Source organism: Haloferula helveola, from assembly GCF_037076345.1.
Classification (GTDB): domain Bacteria; phylum Verrucomicrobiota; class Verrucomicrobiia; order Verrucomicrobiales; family Akkermansiaceae; genus Haloferula; species Haloferula helveola.
On sequence record NZ_AP024702.1, the window covers coordinates 1486559 to 1503902 of the forward strand.

Genomic DNA, 17344 nt, shown 5'->3' on the forward strand with positions numbered 1-17344 from the left:
AGAAGCTCGCCCCACCGATAAGGCGAGCCCAGAGATCGAGACATCCGTATCGGAGCCTTGAGAGACTTGGACGTTCCTTGCTGACTGCTGAGTGTTGCCCGAGACCTGCCCATCCCCGTGATCCGGCAATCGTTGCGCGCCCCAACCGCCTCCGCCGAGGCTTCGGCAGACAGACGGCACCTCAAAGGAGCCGCTCCTAGCCTCGCGGATGGAACCGCTTGTGGATCGACTTGAGCCGGGCGCCGTCGACATGGGTGTAGATCTGGGTCGTCGAGATGTCGGCGTGACCGAGCAGCTCCTGAATCACCCGCAGGTCGGCGCCACCTTCGAGCAGATGGGTCGCAAACGAATGCCGTAAAAGGTGCGGATAGACCTTCCGGTCGATCCCCGCCGCCGCAGCGCGCTCCTTCACGATCTGGCGCACCCGATCCGGCGAAAGCCGTCCGCCCCGGATGCTGAGAAAGACCTCCGAGCCGGTACGCTTTCCCACCAAGGACCGCCGCTCCTTCGCAAGATACGCCTCAAGCGCGGCCAGCGCCTTGCCTCCCACCGGCACGACGCGCGTCTTGTTGCCCTTGCCGGTGACCCGGAGAAATCGGTCCTCGGCATCGAACTCCTCAAGCCGGAGCCCGCAAAGCTCGCTGAGCCGTAGACCCGAGGAATAAAACAGCTCAAGAATCGCGCGATCGCGCAGGCCCAGAGGCTGGCCGACATCCACCGCCTCCAGCATTTTCTCGACCCACTCGCGGTTGAGCGTCTCCGGCAGTGACTGCTCGGTGCGGGGCGACAGCAACGGCTCAGCAGGATCCATCGGCAGACGGTCCGTACCCGCCAGCCAACGGAAAAAGACCTTCAGATGGACGGTGGTGATCCGCAGCGACGAGACCGAGAGCCCTTCGGATTTCCTCGTCCCCAAAAAGGAGGCCAACTCCTCGGTGCCGACGTCCACCAGATCAAGCGTCTTGCGCTCCATCCATCCCCGCAGGGCATCCAGCGATTGCCTGAGCGAGATCTGGTAGGCATCCGATAGCCCGCGCTCGACCGCGACATAGCGAATGAACCCGTCGATCTCCCGTTCCACCCCGGAAGGAAAACAAAATTCCCGCGATACGGCGAGTTCACCGTTCGGCCTTCGATGTTGGACGTTCGAAGTTCGATGTTCAATCTCCCTCCATGCGCATCAAGCTGACCCTCGCCTACGACGGCCGCCCTCACGATGGCTGGCAGTCCCAACCCGGCGGGAATACGGTTCAGGATCTCCTCGAATCGGCCGCATCGGAGACGGCCAAGCAGCCGGTCCGCGTCCATGGCTCCGGCCGCACCGACGCCGGAGTTCACGCACTCGCCCAGGTCGCTCACCTCGATGCGCCCGATGGGCTGACGATGAACCCCTTCAATTGGGTACCCGCTCTGAACACCAAGTTGCCCGCCAGCATCCGCGTTCTCAGCGCGGAGGAGGTCGGCCCGGAGTTCCACGCGCGCTTCTCAGCCACCTCGAAAACCTACCGCTACGAGATCAGCACCGAACCGGTCCTTTCACCCTTTCGGGCGGGCCTCGCATGGCACCTTCCACGGCAATACGACCCCTACCTCTTGGAAGACGCGCTGAAGCTCACGCTCGGACGACACGACTTCGAAGCCTTTGCGGCCAAACGCGGCAACGAAACCGAGGATACCGACCACCATCGCACCCTCACACGGGCGGAACTCGATGCCTTCGACCACGGTTGGCGCCTGACATGGTCGGGCGACGGCTTCCTCTACAAAATGGTCCGGCTTCTCACCGGGAGCGTCGTGCGCGTCGCCCAAGGCCGGCTCCGCCTCGACGAGTTCGCCGCATTCCTCGACCAACCCGAAGGTCTTCCTCACGGCCGATCGTCGCATTGCGCGCCAGCCGACGGGTTGTATCTCGAGTCGGTGTCCTACGACCCTTCGAAGGGTAAGTGAACCCGGAGTTCAGGCCGACAGTTTTTCGGCCGTTGTGATGACCTCTTTCATCACCGCTTCGATCTTCGAGGCGGCAGCCGAGTCGGTCAGCTCACCGTTCTCATCGAACTTTCCGTAGGCTCCACCCAAGGCGAACTGCGTCGGAGTCACGAACACCCCAATGTTCCCGAGGATCGACCGCAGATGGACCAGACCGCGCATTCCTCCGAGGGCTCCGGGAGAGGCGGAAAGCAGGCCGGCCACCTTTCCCCGATACGCCGCAAGCGGCGGCTCGTCGTCGCTCTCGGCGCGGCTGACCCAGTCGATGAGGTTCTTCAGCAACGGTGTGATCGATGAATTGTATTCCGGAGAGCAGAAGACAAATCCGTCAGCCTCGGCGAACGCCTTCTTCAGGATCTTCACCTCCTCGGGTAAACCCTCCGCTTCTTCGAGATCCCCGTCGTAGAGCGGCAGGACATGCTCCCGCGGGTCGATCAGCTCACATTCCGCGCCCAGCTCCGATCCGATCCGGCACGCCGCCTCGCCCAGCTTTCGGTTGACCGAATCCTTCCTCGCGCTTCCGGAAATCACCAAGATTTTTGCCATGCGATGAACCCTACCGAGATCCCGGCGGATGCCAACGGGAACACGGCGCCTGACCGGGAAAATCAGCGGTCGATGCGACGGAACAGCGAGCTCACGACCACTGCCGTTCCCTCAACGAGGGTTTCCCCTTCGGAAGCCGCACCGCTGAGAAGCCAAGAGCTCAGGTCACGCTTCACGACCTTTTCGGAACGACGCGCACGCTCGATCGCCGCGACAAGCTGCTGGTCGAGCGCTTGGCGCATTTCTTCGTCGGGATCGGTCGGTGCGACGTCGACGACCGGACCCACGCCCTCGGCACCTTCCTCTGCGGAGGGAGCTTCCGGAATCACGGCAGGCTCGGGCCGGGTCACTTCACCGGAGTCGAACACCTTCCCGTCCACTGTTCCCTTCACCGATGCCCGGCGCACGAGCCCGTCTGGTGAAACCAGCAGTCGGACCTTGGCGTCGTAGACAGGCGACGATCGCCGGATCTCCCGGATCTCAGCTTCGACAATCAGATTGTTACTCTCGTCCCAGGACATGATCGGCTGCCCGACCTCGAAGGCGGCCCCGGCCGTGGAATAGCGGGCGACCGATCCTTGCCAGCCATTCAGATCCCGTCCTACGGCGTCGACATCGACCTCCACGGCATCAGCCAGCGGCAGGGCGAGCAGAAGAATCGACAAGGTCCGTTTCATGATTCGATCGATCAGAATGAAACGCGGGCACCCGAGTGCCAGATCCAGCCATCGGTGGTGAAGCCGGCTCCCGCCTCGTCCTTCATGATCGCGTACTCGATGCCATTCAGCACCACCACCTTGTCTTGGTAGAGGTGGAGATTGGCTCCGAGATAGAACGAGTGATACTCGTCCCCCACGAACAGCGGCGAGGAATCGAAATAGGGATCGCTGCCGATGCCCATGCCTCCGACCAAGCCGCCCGGATCATCCGTATCGGCATAGTGGTAACGGCCCACCACCCGCAAAGTTCCGGGCAGCACCCAGTAGCTCGGGGTCAGGGTCATGCCCCAGACATTCAAGTCGCCGTTGGCGAGCATGAAGTCACCCTCGAAAGCGAACCGCTCCCCTTCCAACTCAACACCGGTCGAAACCATGTGGCGGAAGGAACGGTACATCGGCACCCGCTGCGGGCCATTCGCGGCCATCATCCCACCCGGCCGATAGCGCGGGATCGCGGAACTCGAGTTCCCATCCAGGTTGTAGATGTAGTCGAGATGCCAGCGGGTCCGCATCACGGAATTGTCGTCGAGACGCTCGGCGGATTCATAGGCCACATTGGCGGCGATGAACCCGTCCCCCTCGAAACCGGGAATGTAGCGGTCCGTATCGTTTGAGAACCAACCGATGCTCCAGTCCCACGGCGCGCAGTCCTGGGAGAACGCCACACCAAGGGTGCTGGGAGGCATCAGCATGTTGGTGAGAAGCGAGGTCTCCGGAGTCAGAAGCAGCGCGGGATCTTTCGATCCTTCGATACCGAACCGCGGACGGAACTTGCCGTATTCGACGTAGTGGTTGGGCAACACGCGGGTCTTGCCTTTCAAACGTTCAAGGCGCTGGTAACGGGCGTCGCCGGCGAACTCGCCCACCGCCTCGATCTCCGTGTTGCCGAAGATCTTCATGCGGGCACCCAAGCGGGCCCGTCGCGTCCGGGTGGTATCAAGCTTCACGTTCCGGGCACCTTCCACCTCGGCCGTCCCCCATGATCCGCCCCACTGGTAGAGCCCCATGATGGCCAACTGCTGGAGCCACGGGTTGTCATTGTCTTCGAACAGGATCGCGCGCGACCAGATCGGATCCAGCGGGCTCGGTGCCCATTCGGGTTCGACAAAAACCGGAGGCGTGTCCGCCGACTCCTCCTCCGTCCCTTCGGGCAAGGGAGGCAACTCGACTTCCTCGACCTTCTTGTTGCCCTCGAGGATATCCAGTGCCTCGTTCGCAGGACACTGCACTCCAACCGCGAGTCCGAGAAGGACGAGCGTGCTTGGTTTCATGAACGGTTTCATCATTTCGATTGGTCTCCGGCTTCTTCCTTGGCCTTCTCCTCGGCTTCCTTGGCGGCGCGGTCAGCCGCCTCGCGTTCCTCGCGCTGCTGTTGGCGGTCGGCGGCCCGACGCACCTTCGCGACGTAGGATTTCAGGTTCTCACTCGGCTTGAGTTCGAGCGCACGCTCAAGCTTCGGCATTCCCTTCAGATACTGGCGCTCCCTGACGTAGAGCTGGCCAAGGGCGAGATTCGCATCGTAGGCCACCTCGTCCATGCCTGAAGCGATCTGGAGGTTCGTCTTGGCCTCCATCACATACTCACGCTCCTTCTCCTCGTCCTCCGCGGCCTTGGCGAGGGAATCGTAGTGCTTGCCGAGTTCGAGAATCACCTCGGCGTTCGAAGGGTCGAGTTTCATCAGGCCCTTGAGCAGCTCCCCGACCTTCTCCATCTCGCCGGCCGCACGCGCGATGCTGACCTCGACGAGTTGCAAGGCAACCCGGTCATCCTTGCTCAGATTGTCGCCGGCTTTCGCTTCCACCCTCGCGACGTACTGCTCGGCTTTGTCCGGAAAACCATAGTCGTTCAGGATCTTGGCGGACTTGAGAGCCTTCTCGACATCGAACTCGCTGCTTTTGTCCATCGCCGCGAGATAGGCGAAGAGTGCCAACTGCGCCTCGCCCTGGTCCATGTAGAGGTTGCCCAGAAGATTGAGCTCCGACTCACCCGCGAGACCTTTCATCCGCAGGATTTCGAGATTCACCGCGGCCTCCATCTTGCGCTCCTGTCCGAGCAGCGTGTTGGTCTGCTGGAGCCACAACTGGGGATCCTCCGGATATCGTTCGATCAGGGTGCCGAGAATGGCGGTCGCCTCGGGAAGCTTCTCCTGCTGGATCAACGCCTGTGCAAGACCCAGCTGCCAGTCCTTTGATTCCGGATCGAGCAGATAGGCCTGACGATACGCGTTCTCCGCGGCGAGCGGCTGCTTCTTCAAAAGGTAGGCGTATCCCAGAAGCCCGAACACCCGGGGATTCCCCTCACCCAGCGAAACCGCCTCCTGGAAATGGCGCATCGCCTTGTCGAACTCTTCCTTCGACACATACAGGTAGCCGAGATTGACGTGGGCCCGACGGAACTTCGGGAAGCGACGGATCGCCTCGAGAAACGCCCGCCGCGCTTCCTCGGTTCGCTCGGCGGAGAAGTAGAGGTTGCCCAGAACGAAGACCATCGCGGGGCTGATCTCTCCGGGTTTTTTCTCGGGATCGCTCGGCGCTTCGACCTCCTTGATGAACCTTACCAACTCCTGCTCCGCGGCGCTGAACTGACCCGCCTCGAAAAGTTCGCTGAGTTTGACGAGCACTCGGCTCTCTTCGGCGGACACCTTGGGCTCCACTTCCGACTGGAATCCGTAGCTTCCCACGAAGTCCTTCACGAACTGAGGATCCCGGAAGAGGTTGGAAGGCGGAATGATCTTGTCGGCGGCAACCGGCAACGCGGTCGCGAAGATCAGAATGCTGGAAAATACGGAGCGCATGATCGGGGTTACTTCACTTCGAAATTGAATGGCACGAGCGCGGTCGCCTTGACCTTCTTGCCGCCGCGCACCGCGGGTTTGAACTTCCACTTCCGCACCGCTTTGAGCGCTGCATCGTCGAGTTCGCGATTGCCGGAAGAGGTCCTGACTTTGGCGCCGCCCACCTTCCCGGAAGCGTCGACCACACAAGCCACGACCACCTTGCCGCCGATTTTCTTGGCCAGCAGCCGGCTCGGATAGATCGGTTGGGACTTGGCGAACGGCTGCGGCGGAGTGTCGATCCCTCCGGCTCCGAAGGGATCGTCGCCGCCCTTCAGCGCGAACTTGGGAATCTCGACGACGAAGGCACCGCCGGTGCCCACGGTCAGGTCGCCGAGGTCCATTCCGAGATCCAGATTCGACGGCTCTTCCAAGGGTTCTTCCGGAGGCGGTTCATCCGGTTCTTCGGGGGGCTCCTCAAGCTCGACAACGAAGTCCTCCGGCGGGTCGATCGCAATCTCCGGCGGCGGCGCGATGGGCTTGGAAAAACTGTCGGCCAGCTTCTGCGAAAGCGGGATCGCCACGAACACGGCAATCGTCGCGACCACCCCGCCGAGGATCGCGAAGATCCCGGTGAAGCGCCCTCGCGGCGGCCGATAAACATGGAGTTCCCGTTTCACCTACTTCGTCGAAATCGAGATCTTCTCCTTTTGCGCCCCGGCCAGCATCGCCTGACCGTGCACCTTCTGAACCGTGCCGTGGCTCGCATCCTCGTCGCCTTGGATGATCACCGGCATGTCCGGCGTCTCCGTCAGCAACGGCTTGATCTTTCCGATCACCCCTTGGATGCCAATGCTCTCACCACCATAGTAGACCTTGTCCTCCTTCGTCACCGCCAACAGGATCGAGTTGCTGTCGAGAGCGCTCGCGGCGGCACCGACATCCGGCTTGTTCACCTCCACTCCCGTCTCCTCAACGAAAACCGTCGAGACGATGAAGAAGATGAGCAGGATGAAAATACAGTCGATCATCGGAGACAGGTCGACATGAACCTCCTCTTCCGCTTCGTCTCCAAGTCCTCTTCCGAACATAAATCAGGATCGTTTGAATCGGGTGGTCAGAATCTGACTCTCAAGTTGGGCGAGAGCCGCCGAAATCGCGTCGCGTTTGCCCTTCACGACGAGTCCGATGAAAAGACCGGGAAGCGCGATGGTGAGACCGGTCTGGGTGGTGATCAGGGCCTCTTGCATGCCACTGGCCACCGCCTCCATGCCTCCGCCGCCCTGGGCCAGGCCGCCGAACATCGCGAGCATCCCCATCACCGTGCCAAGCAACCCGGCGAGGGGCGCGGCAGCGGTGAGCGTATTGACCACAAGCAGCCGCCGGTCGATCGCGGATACGACATTCAGCCTGACCTCCTTGAGACGTCGCTGCACGGTCTTGATCGTCAGGCGGTCGCCGTGAAGCACATAGCGGATCGCCTCGCCCATCCGCCCCTCGGCGGTCTCCGGGCTCCGGAGCCAGTCGCCCCACTTGCGCGAATCCTTCGCGTTGAGGTTGCCGCGGTTGACGTAGGCCAATGCCGCGAAGGCGGTTGCGTAGAGGATGAATGCGACGCCTCCGAGCATGTACATGATCCCTCCTCCGGTGAGGAAGATCTGGAGAGCATCGCGGAAGATCGACATGGCGGAATCAGGCGGGGTTCGGCACCAGTTCGGGATCACCGTCCTCGTCGTCTTCCGATGGCTTGGACGGCTTGGATGCCTTGAAATCCTTCTTCTCCATCTCGGTGGTTCCGTTCATCAGGGAAATCGCAACGCCCTCAACCTCGCTGAACTTGCCCTTGGCAAGACTGCGCATGAGGCCGTGCAGGACCAGCACCGGAATCGCAACCACGAGACCTTCCGCCGTGGTGATCAGGGCTTCGGAAATCCCCTGGGTGAAAGCCTTCTGGTTGCTCGAACCATAGAGCGCCATCGCCTTGAAGGTCTTGATGATACCGAGAACCGTTCCGAGCAGACCCATCAGCGGAGCGGCGGCGGCCGTCAGACCGAGGAAGGGAAGGAAACGTTCAAGCTTCGGCTTCACCGCGACCAGTTTCTCGAACAACGCCTCCTCAAGAATACGGCGTTTCTCGTAGAAGTTCGACACACCTGCCCTGGCCATCTCGCCCGCCATGCCTTTGACTTTCGCAGCCCGCTTCGCGGCCTCATCGCGTCGATCGGCAAGCAGGTCATCGATAATCTCGTTGATCACACGCCGGGACGGAACCGGGAAGCGGCTGATCTCAAGCACCTTGAAGACCGTCAGCCCGATCGCCACCAAGCCGAGCAGGAGAATCGCGTGTCCGACAATTCCTCCCTTCTCGATCGTCTCGGCGATCGTTTCCTCGGCGGCCTGGGCCTCGATCGCCTTGCCCATGCTCGCGTCGAGCGGCAGCGAACCCGATCCCGATTCAATCGCTGACGTGATGCTTCCATCCGAAACTCCGGTCAGCGCAACGACGGTGGGAAGCTCCGTGCCGGTCGACGCAAAGGTCGCCACCCCTTCGAACTTGCCGTCCTTTTCGCTCAGGTAAACGGCGGGGCCGAGCACCAGCAGCTCACCCTCGATCGACTCACTTCCGTTCCGCAGCCCCTTGCCCTCGAATCGATGACCGCCGGTCACCGCCGAGAGCCGCTCAAGGCCGATCTTCGCCGCTTCAAGGCGGCTTCCGAGCTCGGCCGCATAGTCATCGCCGGCAGCAGCCGCCTTCGCGGCCGCATCATCGAGACGGTCCTTATACAACTGGTTCTCAGCCGGATGAATGCGGGTCAGCAGCGCTCCTCCATAATTGTTCAGAACTCCGACCGCGTAGTTGAATTCCCCTTCGCGGCCCTCGATCTCGCGCAAGAGCGACTGCCGCTTCGATGTCCTGCGCTCGGCCTCGCGCTCAAGTGCTCGGAGTTCGCGATCAAGCTCGAGAGCCCGGTCATCAAGCGTGTTGATCTCTCGGAAGAACGCGGTCCGCATGGCGGTGTATTCCGCCTGCGTGTCCTTCAGTTCCTTGCGGGCCTCGGCCAGCTGTTGCTCGGCTGCGGTCTGCGCGGAAACCGTGCCGGCGATTGCCAGCGGCAGAATGAATCGGAGAACGGGTCTCATTGAAGATTGATGGGAAGTTGGATGAACTGGGCGTCGGCATCTCCGTTGAGCACCTTGACCATCTGCAGGATCGAGTCGGCAAGCTCCGGCCGGGACTCGTATTCCCAACCGGCGGCGCCCGGCTTTCCGACTAACGCGAAGTCACCGGTTTCGTTGACCGCATAGGCCGATCCCAACCCGAAGTAGACGACCTTCATGTTGAACTCCTTGCCGTCCTCGGTGCGGTGGAGCTCGTCCTTCAGGTGAACGGTCTGCTGCCATTTCTCCGCCTCGGTGAGCAGGTTGAGCACATTGTTCAGCCGCTTCGTCAATCCTCCCTCCGCTTTCTCCCCGGTGAGTGACGCATCACTCTTCACCTGGGCCATCAATTCCTTGACCCGCGGATCCTCGGCAAGCGGCTTGGGAAACGAAGACAACCTCGCGACCACTCCCTGCTCCAGCTTTCGCACTTCGTCCGCCAGCACATCTCGGGACTTCAGATAGGCATCCCGCTTCTTGATCTCATCGAGCGACTCCTTGTCCGCTCCTTCCTTTTCAACCTTGGCGGCTTCAACCCGCTCGGTGAGCTCGGAGATCTCGCTTTCCAAGGCGTCCCGCTGGTCTTCCAGCAGGACCCGGTCGCGCTCCCAAGAGTCTTCTTCGGTCTGGATCTCCCGCATTGTTTCGATCCACTCGCGGACGGAATCCTTGAGCTGCTCGGTCTTCGGGACTTCCTCCTCCTGAGCGGGGCAAACCCCCACAACCAACGGGAAAAGGACTGCTAAAATCGGTGAAATGCGCATGACTGGCGAAGCGGCGAAATAGAACGTCGTGGGCCCGCATTTGCCGATGGCCCCAATGTGACGGTTTCGTCAATTCAGGGGCTCGGTGTACAAAAAACCGCCCGGACCAAGAGGCCCGGGCGGCTCGGAATTCAGATGCGATTCTCGCGGGCTTACTCGGCCGAAGGAACCTCGATGCGGTAGAACTCGGCCTCGCCGGTTCCGTTGAACGTCGCGTCCAGTGCCGGAGCAGGCGTGAAGACGCTCAGATCGTTCGAGCGGAACAGCGGGATGCTGAGGGTCACCGGATTGCCGGCACCACCGCCTTGGATCATGACCTGGTTGCCGGTCACGAGATCAAGGATGGCGTCGGTGGTGTAGATGCTGGCGAACAGGGCCGAGTCATCGACGCCCACGGTGAATCCGAGAGCCACAAGCTCCGGAGTCTGCTCGAGGGTATCGTCGACGCCGTCAGCGTCGGTGTCGTTGAGCGAACCACCCGAGTTGGCACCCGGCTTGGAAGCGGCGATCTGATCCTTGGTGACCGCGGAGAGGTAGCCCGCCTTGTAGAGGTAGGACCAGCCCCACAACCAGTTGGAATCACCGAACGCACCCCGGTAGTCGACGGTCTCGTAGAAACCGGCCGGAGCACCCGCCGGGAAGGCGGTGAGCAGCGCGCCGCGAAGCGGGCTATCCAGACCCGGGCGGGGATCGAGACCCCCGTCAGCGATGCGGCTGATGCCACCCAGCTTCAGGTCGGTGTTGATCGTGCCGTTGTTGGCGCCGGCGACATCCGTGGCGGCTCCGCCACCGATGGTAGCTTGGAGACCGGCCGCGGTGAAGTTACCCCAGGTGTTGTTCTTGAAGAACGGCTTCGGAGCTCCGGCCTGGTCGACACCGTCGTCCTGGTCGCTCAGCGCGATTCCACCTTCTCCGAGAGCGGAGTTGGCAAGGGTTCCGGCGAAGGCGTCCTTCATTTCGATGCCGTTGTTCACTCCAACACCACCGCCGATGAGCGTCGCGTTGTAGACTTGCGTCAGCGTGTAAGGCGTCGCGTTGTCAGGCGTGCCGTTGCCGCCGTCCCACTCACCGAGCTTGTCGCCCACCGAGCCGTCCGCGTTCTGGATCGCGAACCAGAACTGGTGGTAACCGCTGTGACCTTCGTCAATGTCGAACGACTCGTCCCAGCAGAACGCCACCGCGATCCGTTTGGTGTTCACCGTGCCGCCGAAGAACTCGACGCCGTCATCGCTGTTGGCGAAGACCTCGACGCACTCGATCGTCGTGCCGCTGCCGACACCGCCGAGGGTCAGACCGTTGATCTCCTTGTTGGTCGCGAACTCGTAGCCACCCCAACGGATCGACACATACTTCAGGATACCGCTGTTGTCCGCTGCGTTGTTGCCACCGTAGAGCGTCGATTGCCCGAGCCCGGTCGGGAAACCTTCGATCTCGTTCTCGCTCTGCGCCACATTCGCGTCGTAGAAGTTGATCGGAGCGTTGCCGAGAATGATCACGCCGCCCCACAGGCTTGCGTCGAATTCCGGATCAAGCGGAAGCGTCAGCGGATCGCCGCCGAGGCCGTCGCGCTCCTCAAGAGCGGTGAAGACGATCGGCTGTTCGCAGGTGCCCTCGGCCCAGATCTTGGCGCCGCGGGTAATGATCAGCGAACCGAAGGTGCCGCCGACGGTGTCTTCCGTGCCGTAGATGCAGGTGCCGGGCTCGATGGTGAGTTCGGCATTGTTCGTCACGAAGATCGGCTTCTTCAGGATATAGCACTTGTCGTTGGTCCAAGTCGTGTTGGTCGTGATGTCGGCAGTCACTTCGACATCAACGCAAACCTTGCCGAGGTAGCCGGCTTGCGAGAGGTAGGACCAGCCGTCGAGCCAATCGCTACCGGTATCGAACGCGCCGCGGTAGTCTACGGTTTCATAGAAGCCAGCGGGGGCGCCACCGGGGAAGGCAGCGAGCGAAGCGCCAAGCAGAGGACTGTCCGACTGCGGACGCGGGTCGAGACCACCGTCAGCGATGCGGCTGATGCCGCGGAACTTCGGATCGGTATTCAGTGCCGAGTTGTTGGCACCGGCGACATCCGTGGCGGCCCCGTTGCCGATGGTGGCCTGGAGGCCGGCCGCGGTGAAGTTGCCCCACGTGTTGTTGTTGAAGATCGGCTTCGGAGCTCCGGCCTGGTCGACACCGTCGTCCTGGTCGCTCAGCGCGATCCCGCCTTCGGAAAGCACCGAGTTGGCAAGGGTTCCGGCGAAGGCGTCCTTCATTTCGATGCCGTTGTTCACTCCAACGCCACCGCCGATGAGCGTCGCGTTGTAGACCTGGGTCAGAGTGTAGGGCGTCGCGTTGTCAGGCGTGCCGTTGCCGCCGTCCCACTCGCCGAGCTTGTCGCCCACCGAGCCGTCCGCGTTCTGGATCGCGAACCAGAACTGGTGGTAACCGCTGTGACCTTCGTCGATGTCGAAGCTCTCGTCCCAGCAGAATGCCACCGCGATGCGCTTGGTGTTCACCGTGCCGCCGAAGAACTCGACGCCGTCATCGCTGTTGGCGAAGACCTCGACGCACTCGATCGTCGTGCCGCTGCCGACACCGCCGAGGGTCAGACCGTTGATCTCCTTGTTGGTCGCGAACTCGTAGCCACCCCAACGGATCGACACATACTTCAGGGCTCCGCTGTTGTCCGCTGCGTTGTTGCCACCGTAGAGCGTCGATTGCCCGAGCCCGGTCGGGAAACCTTCGATCTCGTTCTCGCTCTGCGCCACATTCGCGTCGTAGAAGTTGATCGGAGCGTTGCCGAGAATGATCACGCCGCCCCACAGGCTTGCGTCGAATTCCGGATCAAGCGGAAGCGTCAGCGGATCGCCGCCGAGGCCGTCGCGCTCCTCAAGAGCGGTGAAGACGATCGGTTGCTCGCAGGTGCCCTCGGCCCAGATCTTGGCGCCGCGGGTGATGACCAGCGAACCGAAGGTGCCGCCGACGGTGTCTTCCGTGCCGTAGATCTTGGTGCCAGGCTCAATGGTGAGCTCGGCATCGTTCGTCACGAAGATCGGCTTCTTCAGGATGTATTCGTTGTTACTCGTCCAAGTGGTATCGACCGTGATGTCTCCGGTGATCTCCACATCGGCGCCAAAACCGACGCATGGCGTCAGCAGAAGACTCGCGAGGAGCAGGTGTTTCTCTAGTTTCATGTGTTGAATCTCAGGTGGTTTGTCGACCCCGTTTCCGTGCGGCCGTCCAACCCCTCCTCAGTATTCAAACTTGAAAGAGAGGCTGAAGGACCGCCCCGGCTTGTATGACTCGTAAGCCAGACCGGTGCCGTCGAAGACCTCCCTATCGACCGAATCCAGCAGGTTCCCGCACTTAAGTTTGACGATTCCGACACCTTCCCAGAGGTCGAATCGTTTCTGGACGATCAGGTCGAGCAGATCGAAGGATTCACGACGAATCGCAGGGTCAACTTCGCTCAGGGGGACCCCCGTCAAGTAGGATCCAGTGAAGTTATAGACTAAGTTGGCCGACCACCCGGTGTCCGGATTGTCGTAGCCGAGATTCATGTTGAAGATGTGGTTCGGCTGCCCCTCGAAGGTGGTGCTGATCTGGTCGAAGACGGCACCCCGGCGCTGCGAGTAGACAAGGCTCGAGTCGATGTAGGTGAAGTTGGAGTTGATCGACCAATACTCAAGAAAGCGGTGGCCGATCTCGAACTCGACACCCTGCAATGAACCTTCCTCACCATTAACCCAGGTCCTACGGCCGAGCTCGTAGGCTTGGGCGATGGGATCCTTCATATCCTTGTGGAACAGACTGACGCCCACCGTCGTGGCGTCGCTCGGACGCCAACCGAAACTGAGGTCGTAGTTGTTGATTCGGGTGTCGGTCAGATCGGGATTCCCCTCGATCTCGTCCCCACTGGCCTGGTCCTCGGTGATGACCGGAGCGAACTCATAGAAAGTCGGCCGCGCCACGGTCTTCGACCACCCCAAAGTCACGGCAAACTGGTCGTCCCTTCCAAAGTCGCGTCGGAGCACGATCCCCGGCAACCAGTAGGCGGACTGTTCCGTGATCGGGAATGGATTGACTGCGAACGTGGGATTCAGACCGGGGAGAACCTGATAACTTCGCTCCTCGGTTTCATACCGGAAACCACCGACCAGATCCCAGCCGGCGATGCTGGCATTGCCCATGAAGTAGCCCGCTCCCAGATCCGTGGAAGCGTCGACATTCCGAACCGTCCGCCCCGAAGTGGACTGCTCCAGGAAAATCAACTTGTCGCTGCGGTTCGGATTGCCCGACCAGCCGTCAAATTTCAATGAGCCGTCCGGTTCAAACAGAGAATCGTAGGAGTTCAGGTAGTCGACGCCATACTGGCCTCCATCATCATTGAGAAGACTGCCATTCAAACCGTTACCCACACGATTGATGAAGAGGCGTCCGCGCACTTTGCGGTCACGATTGAAATGATTCAGGCCCGCGGAGAGGTTGAAAAAGTCATTCTCGCCCCTCGACCATACCGGGAACGTCAGGTCGATCCGCTCATTTCCCGCAACCTCGTTGGTCTCAAGACTTTCCCTGAAACTCTCGGTCTCAGGCGGACTCAGGTCGAAGACATCGGCTGCGGTGTAGATCGTTCCGAGACTTGGATTGTAGACGTCGCCCCTTTCGCTCTGGATGCGTGGATCCGCGAAGTCCAGCTGTGAGAAATACAGCGTCCGTGTGTTGGCTCGGTCCTCAACCGCCTTGCTCCGGGAGAATACCCAATCGACCTCGATCGGGCGATCCTCGTCCCCGAAAGCGTGTTCTCCTGCGATCTGATTGAGCGTGAGCGTTCGCTGAAGGGGAATCAGACTGTCGAACGACTGGTAAGCGTAAGCACCCGCTCCAAACGGGTTTTGGGAAGACGGGAGATACTCACCGAAGGTCGTGCGTTCATCGAGAACGTTTCGCCCTTGCTGCACGGTGTCCTCACCGCGGTGATTCTGGAAAAACGTGTAGGTGATCTGATGTCGGTCGCCCGCGCGCACGCCAAGACTTCCAAGCAACCCGTAGCCGGCATAGGCGGTATAGCGATTCTCCGATTGTGTCCGCTCCAGGCGGTCATCCGGAGTTCCGGGTTGACCATCCGGGCCATTGTTGAAGTAACGCCCGACCTGAACGTCTTCCCGCACCTCGTCTCCGGTAGCCCAGACACCTGAGGCTACGACTCCCACCTCAAGCCCATTGTCGAACTGGTAGGTGGTTCCAAATGCGGCAGACATGTCCTGACCGAGTTCCGGATCCCGCAGGACTGGTCGCATGCCTCCGCTCCGGTGCAGGCCGCTCCACGCATCGATCCCTTCCTGAGCCTCTGCAAACTGGGCTGGCGTCCGCGGAGGGCGTGTCGAGTCCCAGCCTTTGTCGAGGCCTCCGGAAGCCAAGGGAGCGACAGTCGGACCCAGTCCGTCGTTCGGCTTTCCAAGAAACCCCAGATCCCGACCGGGAAGCGCGTAGAAGCGCTCGCTGTCGAGGTTCTCGTTGTAGCCGGTTCCGTATTCGAATTCGACGAACGATTCTTCCGGGAACGCGAGAGTTTGGATGGCGACCAAACCTCCTGCAAACTCACCCGGATAGTTGGGCGTGAACGTCTTGTAGATATTGATCGATTCGAGGAGGTCACTCGGAAACAGATCAAGCTGCACGGCCTTCCGAGAGGGGTCCGCACTCGATATCAGCGCACCGTTCACCGTGGTGTTCGAGTAGCGGTCTCCGAGACCACGGACGACCGCATACTTTCCGCCGACAATGTTCGCACCCGCAATCTTGGAGACCGCTCCCGCCGCATCGCTCACTCCCGACTTGGTGAACTCGCTCTTATCCAGTCCGGAACCGATGTTCTTGCCCAGTTCCAGCTCAAGTTCGAAGTCCGCGCGTCCCGACTCGCGATACTCACCGACAATGGCCTCCTCGGGCAAAAGATACTCACCGTCACCCGCCTCTACGGCAGGCTTCAACCGCAACGCCAATCGGACCTCAGCTGGTGAGCCTGGACGCGGACTCGCCGCGACTTCAGCGCCATCGTATCCGATCTTCATCCCCTCGACGAGGTAGTCGCCGGAAGGGAGCCCATCGATCCGGAATCGACCTTGGGCATCGGTCTCGGCTTCACGCCCGGTACCCCGCACCGCGACGATCGCACCTGCAATCGGATCCAAGGTCGAAACGTCCGAGACCTCGCCGGAAATCACGCACTCACCGACTTGCTGCTCAATCGGCAGGGGTTCCCGAATCTCGGCTCCAGGACCGGGCTCAATCGGGGCCCCTCCCACACCACCTTCAGGAGCGACAGGATCAGCGGGCGTCCAGTCTTCCTCTTCCTCCGGTGTCGGCGGCGGCATCCCGACTTCACCCTCGGGAGGCGCGCTGTCCCGCACGGTCTCCTCTACTTCGGGTGAAGGACTCGTCGGATCGGCTCCCGTATCATCTGGGGTGTCTCCCGCTTCTTCGTTCGTTTCCTCAGAAGGTCCCGCAAGGATCCGCAAGAATGGCGAGTCATCCGAACCGTACCCCAGAAGCCCTCCTCCCAATTCGAAGATCACGGGAGTCACACCCGGATCCTCCAACCACTCAAGCCGGTCTGCCTTGAGCAACTCGGAAAGCTCCGGATCCGAAACGTGGCGTTGATCGCTCTTTGTGGGCAGCAGGTCCGCTGAGACCGAAGCCGAGGAAGCGGTCGGAAGTGCGGCAGCCGGGTGAAATGCCCAGACGGGATGGATCAACAATCCGGGAGCCGACGCGATCAGCAACGCGAGTGAGAACCACCTCCGCTCACCTTGAAATCCATTCAGCCCACACCCACTGAGAAACCGACGCGACACGCTAGACGCATATCGGATGACAAAGTCCAGCTTGGGCGACACAGGCATGAAGAACACGAGCGGAGAGCCAATATCCTCATGCTTCTTCCCAACGAAGAGACCCGCTGTGACGCTTCCGTCACCGTGGAAACAAGCTGACTCTACAAACTCTCAGCGCTTTCCCCTGAGGAACTGGACAGAGAACTTCAAGTCCATCAAGCACGCTCGCTTCGCCTTGGAGCCTGGATCCACCACAACAACGATCGTGACGTCCTCCCGGAATGCGGGAAGGTTGGAAACTTTAGGATTTCCGGTTAGGAACCATGAATCGAACCGAGAAATGAAGAAGAGCCGATACACGCCCGAACAGGTCGCCTACGCGTTGAAACAGGCCGAGAACGGAGCCAAAACGGTTGCCGGAAAATGGGTATCAGAGAAGCGAACCTCTACAACTGGAAGAAGAAGCATGCGGGGATGGGAGTCACCGAGTTGCGCGAGTTGAGCTAGCTCAAGCGGCCGGTGGCGGACCTAGGCCTGGATAAGCGTATTCTCGAAGAGGTGATCGCAAAAACGCTCAGA

At 61.1% G+C, this 17344-nt stretch carries 14 protein-coding genes; 2 read left to right on the top strand and 12 right to left on the bottom strand.

Annotation, left to right across the window (positions count from 1 at the left end; genetic code table 11):
* Positions 1-196: 196 nt before the first annotated feature.
* Positions 197-1081 (bottom strand): tyrosine recombinase, encoded by an 885-nt coding sequence (locus tag HAHE_RS05210; RefSeq protein WP_338689165.1) that lies wholly within the window; start codon positions 1079-1081, stop codon positions 197-199.
* Positions 1082-1173: 92 nt separating this feature from the next.
* Between HAHE_RS05210 and truA the strand changes: the two genes are divergently transcribed.
* The gene (truA, locus tag HAHE_RS05215) at positions 1174-1947 is read left to right on the top strand and encodes a tRNA pseudouridine(38-40) synthase TruA (protein ID WP_338689167.1); all 774 of its coding nucleotides are present in this window, start codon (positions 1174-1176) and stop codon (positions 1945-1947) included.
* 9 nt (positions 1948-1956) lie between these two features.
* Here truA and HAHE_RS05220 read toward each other — a convergent pair whose 3' ends face one another.
* From HAHE_RS05220 to HAHE_RS05270, 11 genes are all read right to left on the bottom strand, one after another.
* The gene (locus HAHE_RS05220) at positions 1957-2532 is read right to left on the bottom strand and encodes an NAD(P)H-dependent oxidoreductase (protein ID WP_338689168.1); all 576 of its coding nucleotides are present in this window, start codon (positions 2530-2532) and stop codon (positions 1957-1959) included.
* Positions 2533-2594: 62 nt separating this feature from the next.
* A complete protein-coding gene (locus HAHE_RS05225; RefSeq protein WP_338689170.1) occupies positions 2595-3209 on the bottom strand; it encodes a hypothetical protein in 615 nt (204 codons plus the stop codon).
* A gap of 11 nt (positions 3210-3220) precedes the next feature.
* Complete coding sequence (locus HAHE_RS05230) at positions 3221-4522, bottom strand: hypothetical protein (protein WP_338689172.1); 1302 nt, start codon at positions 4520-4522, stop codon at positions 3221-3223.
* Positions 4523-4533: 11 nt separating this feature from the next.
* A complete protein-coding gene (locus HAHE_RS05235) occupies positions 4534-6045 on the bottom strand; it encodes a tetratricopeptide repeat protein (protein ID WP_338689174.1) in 1512 nt (503 codons plus the stop codon).
* A gap of 8 nt (positions 6046-6053) precedes the next feature.
* Complete coding sequence (locus tag HAHE_RS05240; RefSeq protein WP_338689175.1) at positions 6054-6704, bottom strand: energy transducer TonB; 651 nt, start codon at positions 6702-6704, stop codon at positions 6054-6056.
* Positions 6705-7115, bottom strand: coding sequence for a biopolymer transporter ExbD (locus HAHE_RS05245; protein WP_338689176.1), 411 nt, complete (start codon positions 7113-7115; stop codon positions 6705-6707).
* Between the two features lie 3 nt (positions 7116-7118).
* On the bottom strand, positions 7119-7709 hold the full coding sequence (locus HAHE_RS05250) for a MotA/TolQ/ExbB proton channel family protein (RefSeq protein ID WP_338689177.1): 591 nt from the start codon (positions 7707-7709) through the stop codon (positions 7119-7121).
* A 7-nt stretch (positions 7710-7716) separates the two neighbouring features.
* A complete protein-coding gene (locus tag HAHE_RS05255; RefSeq protein ID WP_338689178.1) occupies positions 7717-9165 on the bottom strand; it encodes a MotA/TolQ/ExbB proton channel family protein in 1449 nt (482 codons plus the stop codon).
* Positions 9162-9947: a DUF3450 family protein gene (locus HAHE_RS05260; protein WP_338689180.1), complete on the bottom strand. Its 786-nt coding sequence runs from the start codon at positions 9945-9947 to the stop codon at positions 9162-9164. The genes HAHE_RS05255 and HAHE_RS05260 overlap by 4 nt, the downstream gene beginning before the upstream one ends.
* A gap of 152 nt (positions 9948-10099) precedes the next feature.
* Entirely contained in the window at positions 10100-13123 is a 3024-nt protein-coding gene (locus tag HAHE_RS05265; protein ID WP_338689182.1) for a hypothetical protein, read from the bottom strand.
* 57 nt (positions 13124-13180) lie between these two features.
* Positions 13181-16690, bottom strand: a complete 3510-nt coding sequence (locus HAHE_RS05270; protein WP_338689183.1) for a TonB-dependent receptor — start codon at positions 16688-16690, stop codon at positions 13181-13183.
* A gap of 498 nt (positions 16691-17188) precedes the next feature.
* Here HAHE_RS05270 and HAHE_RS21680 point away from each other — a divergent pair, with 498 nt between their 5' ends.
* Complete coding sequence (locus HAHE_RS21680) at positions 17189-17272, top strand: hypothetical protein (protein ID WP_343218204.1); 84 nt, start codon at positions 17189-17191, stop codon at positions 17270-17272.
* Positions 17273-17344 lie beyond the last annotated feature (72 nt).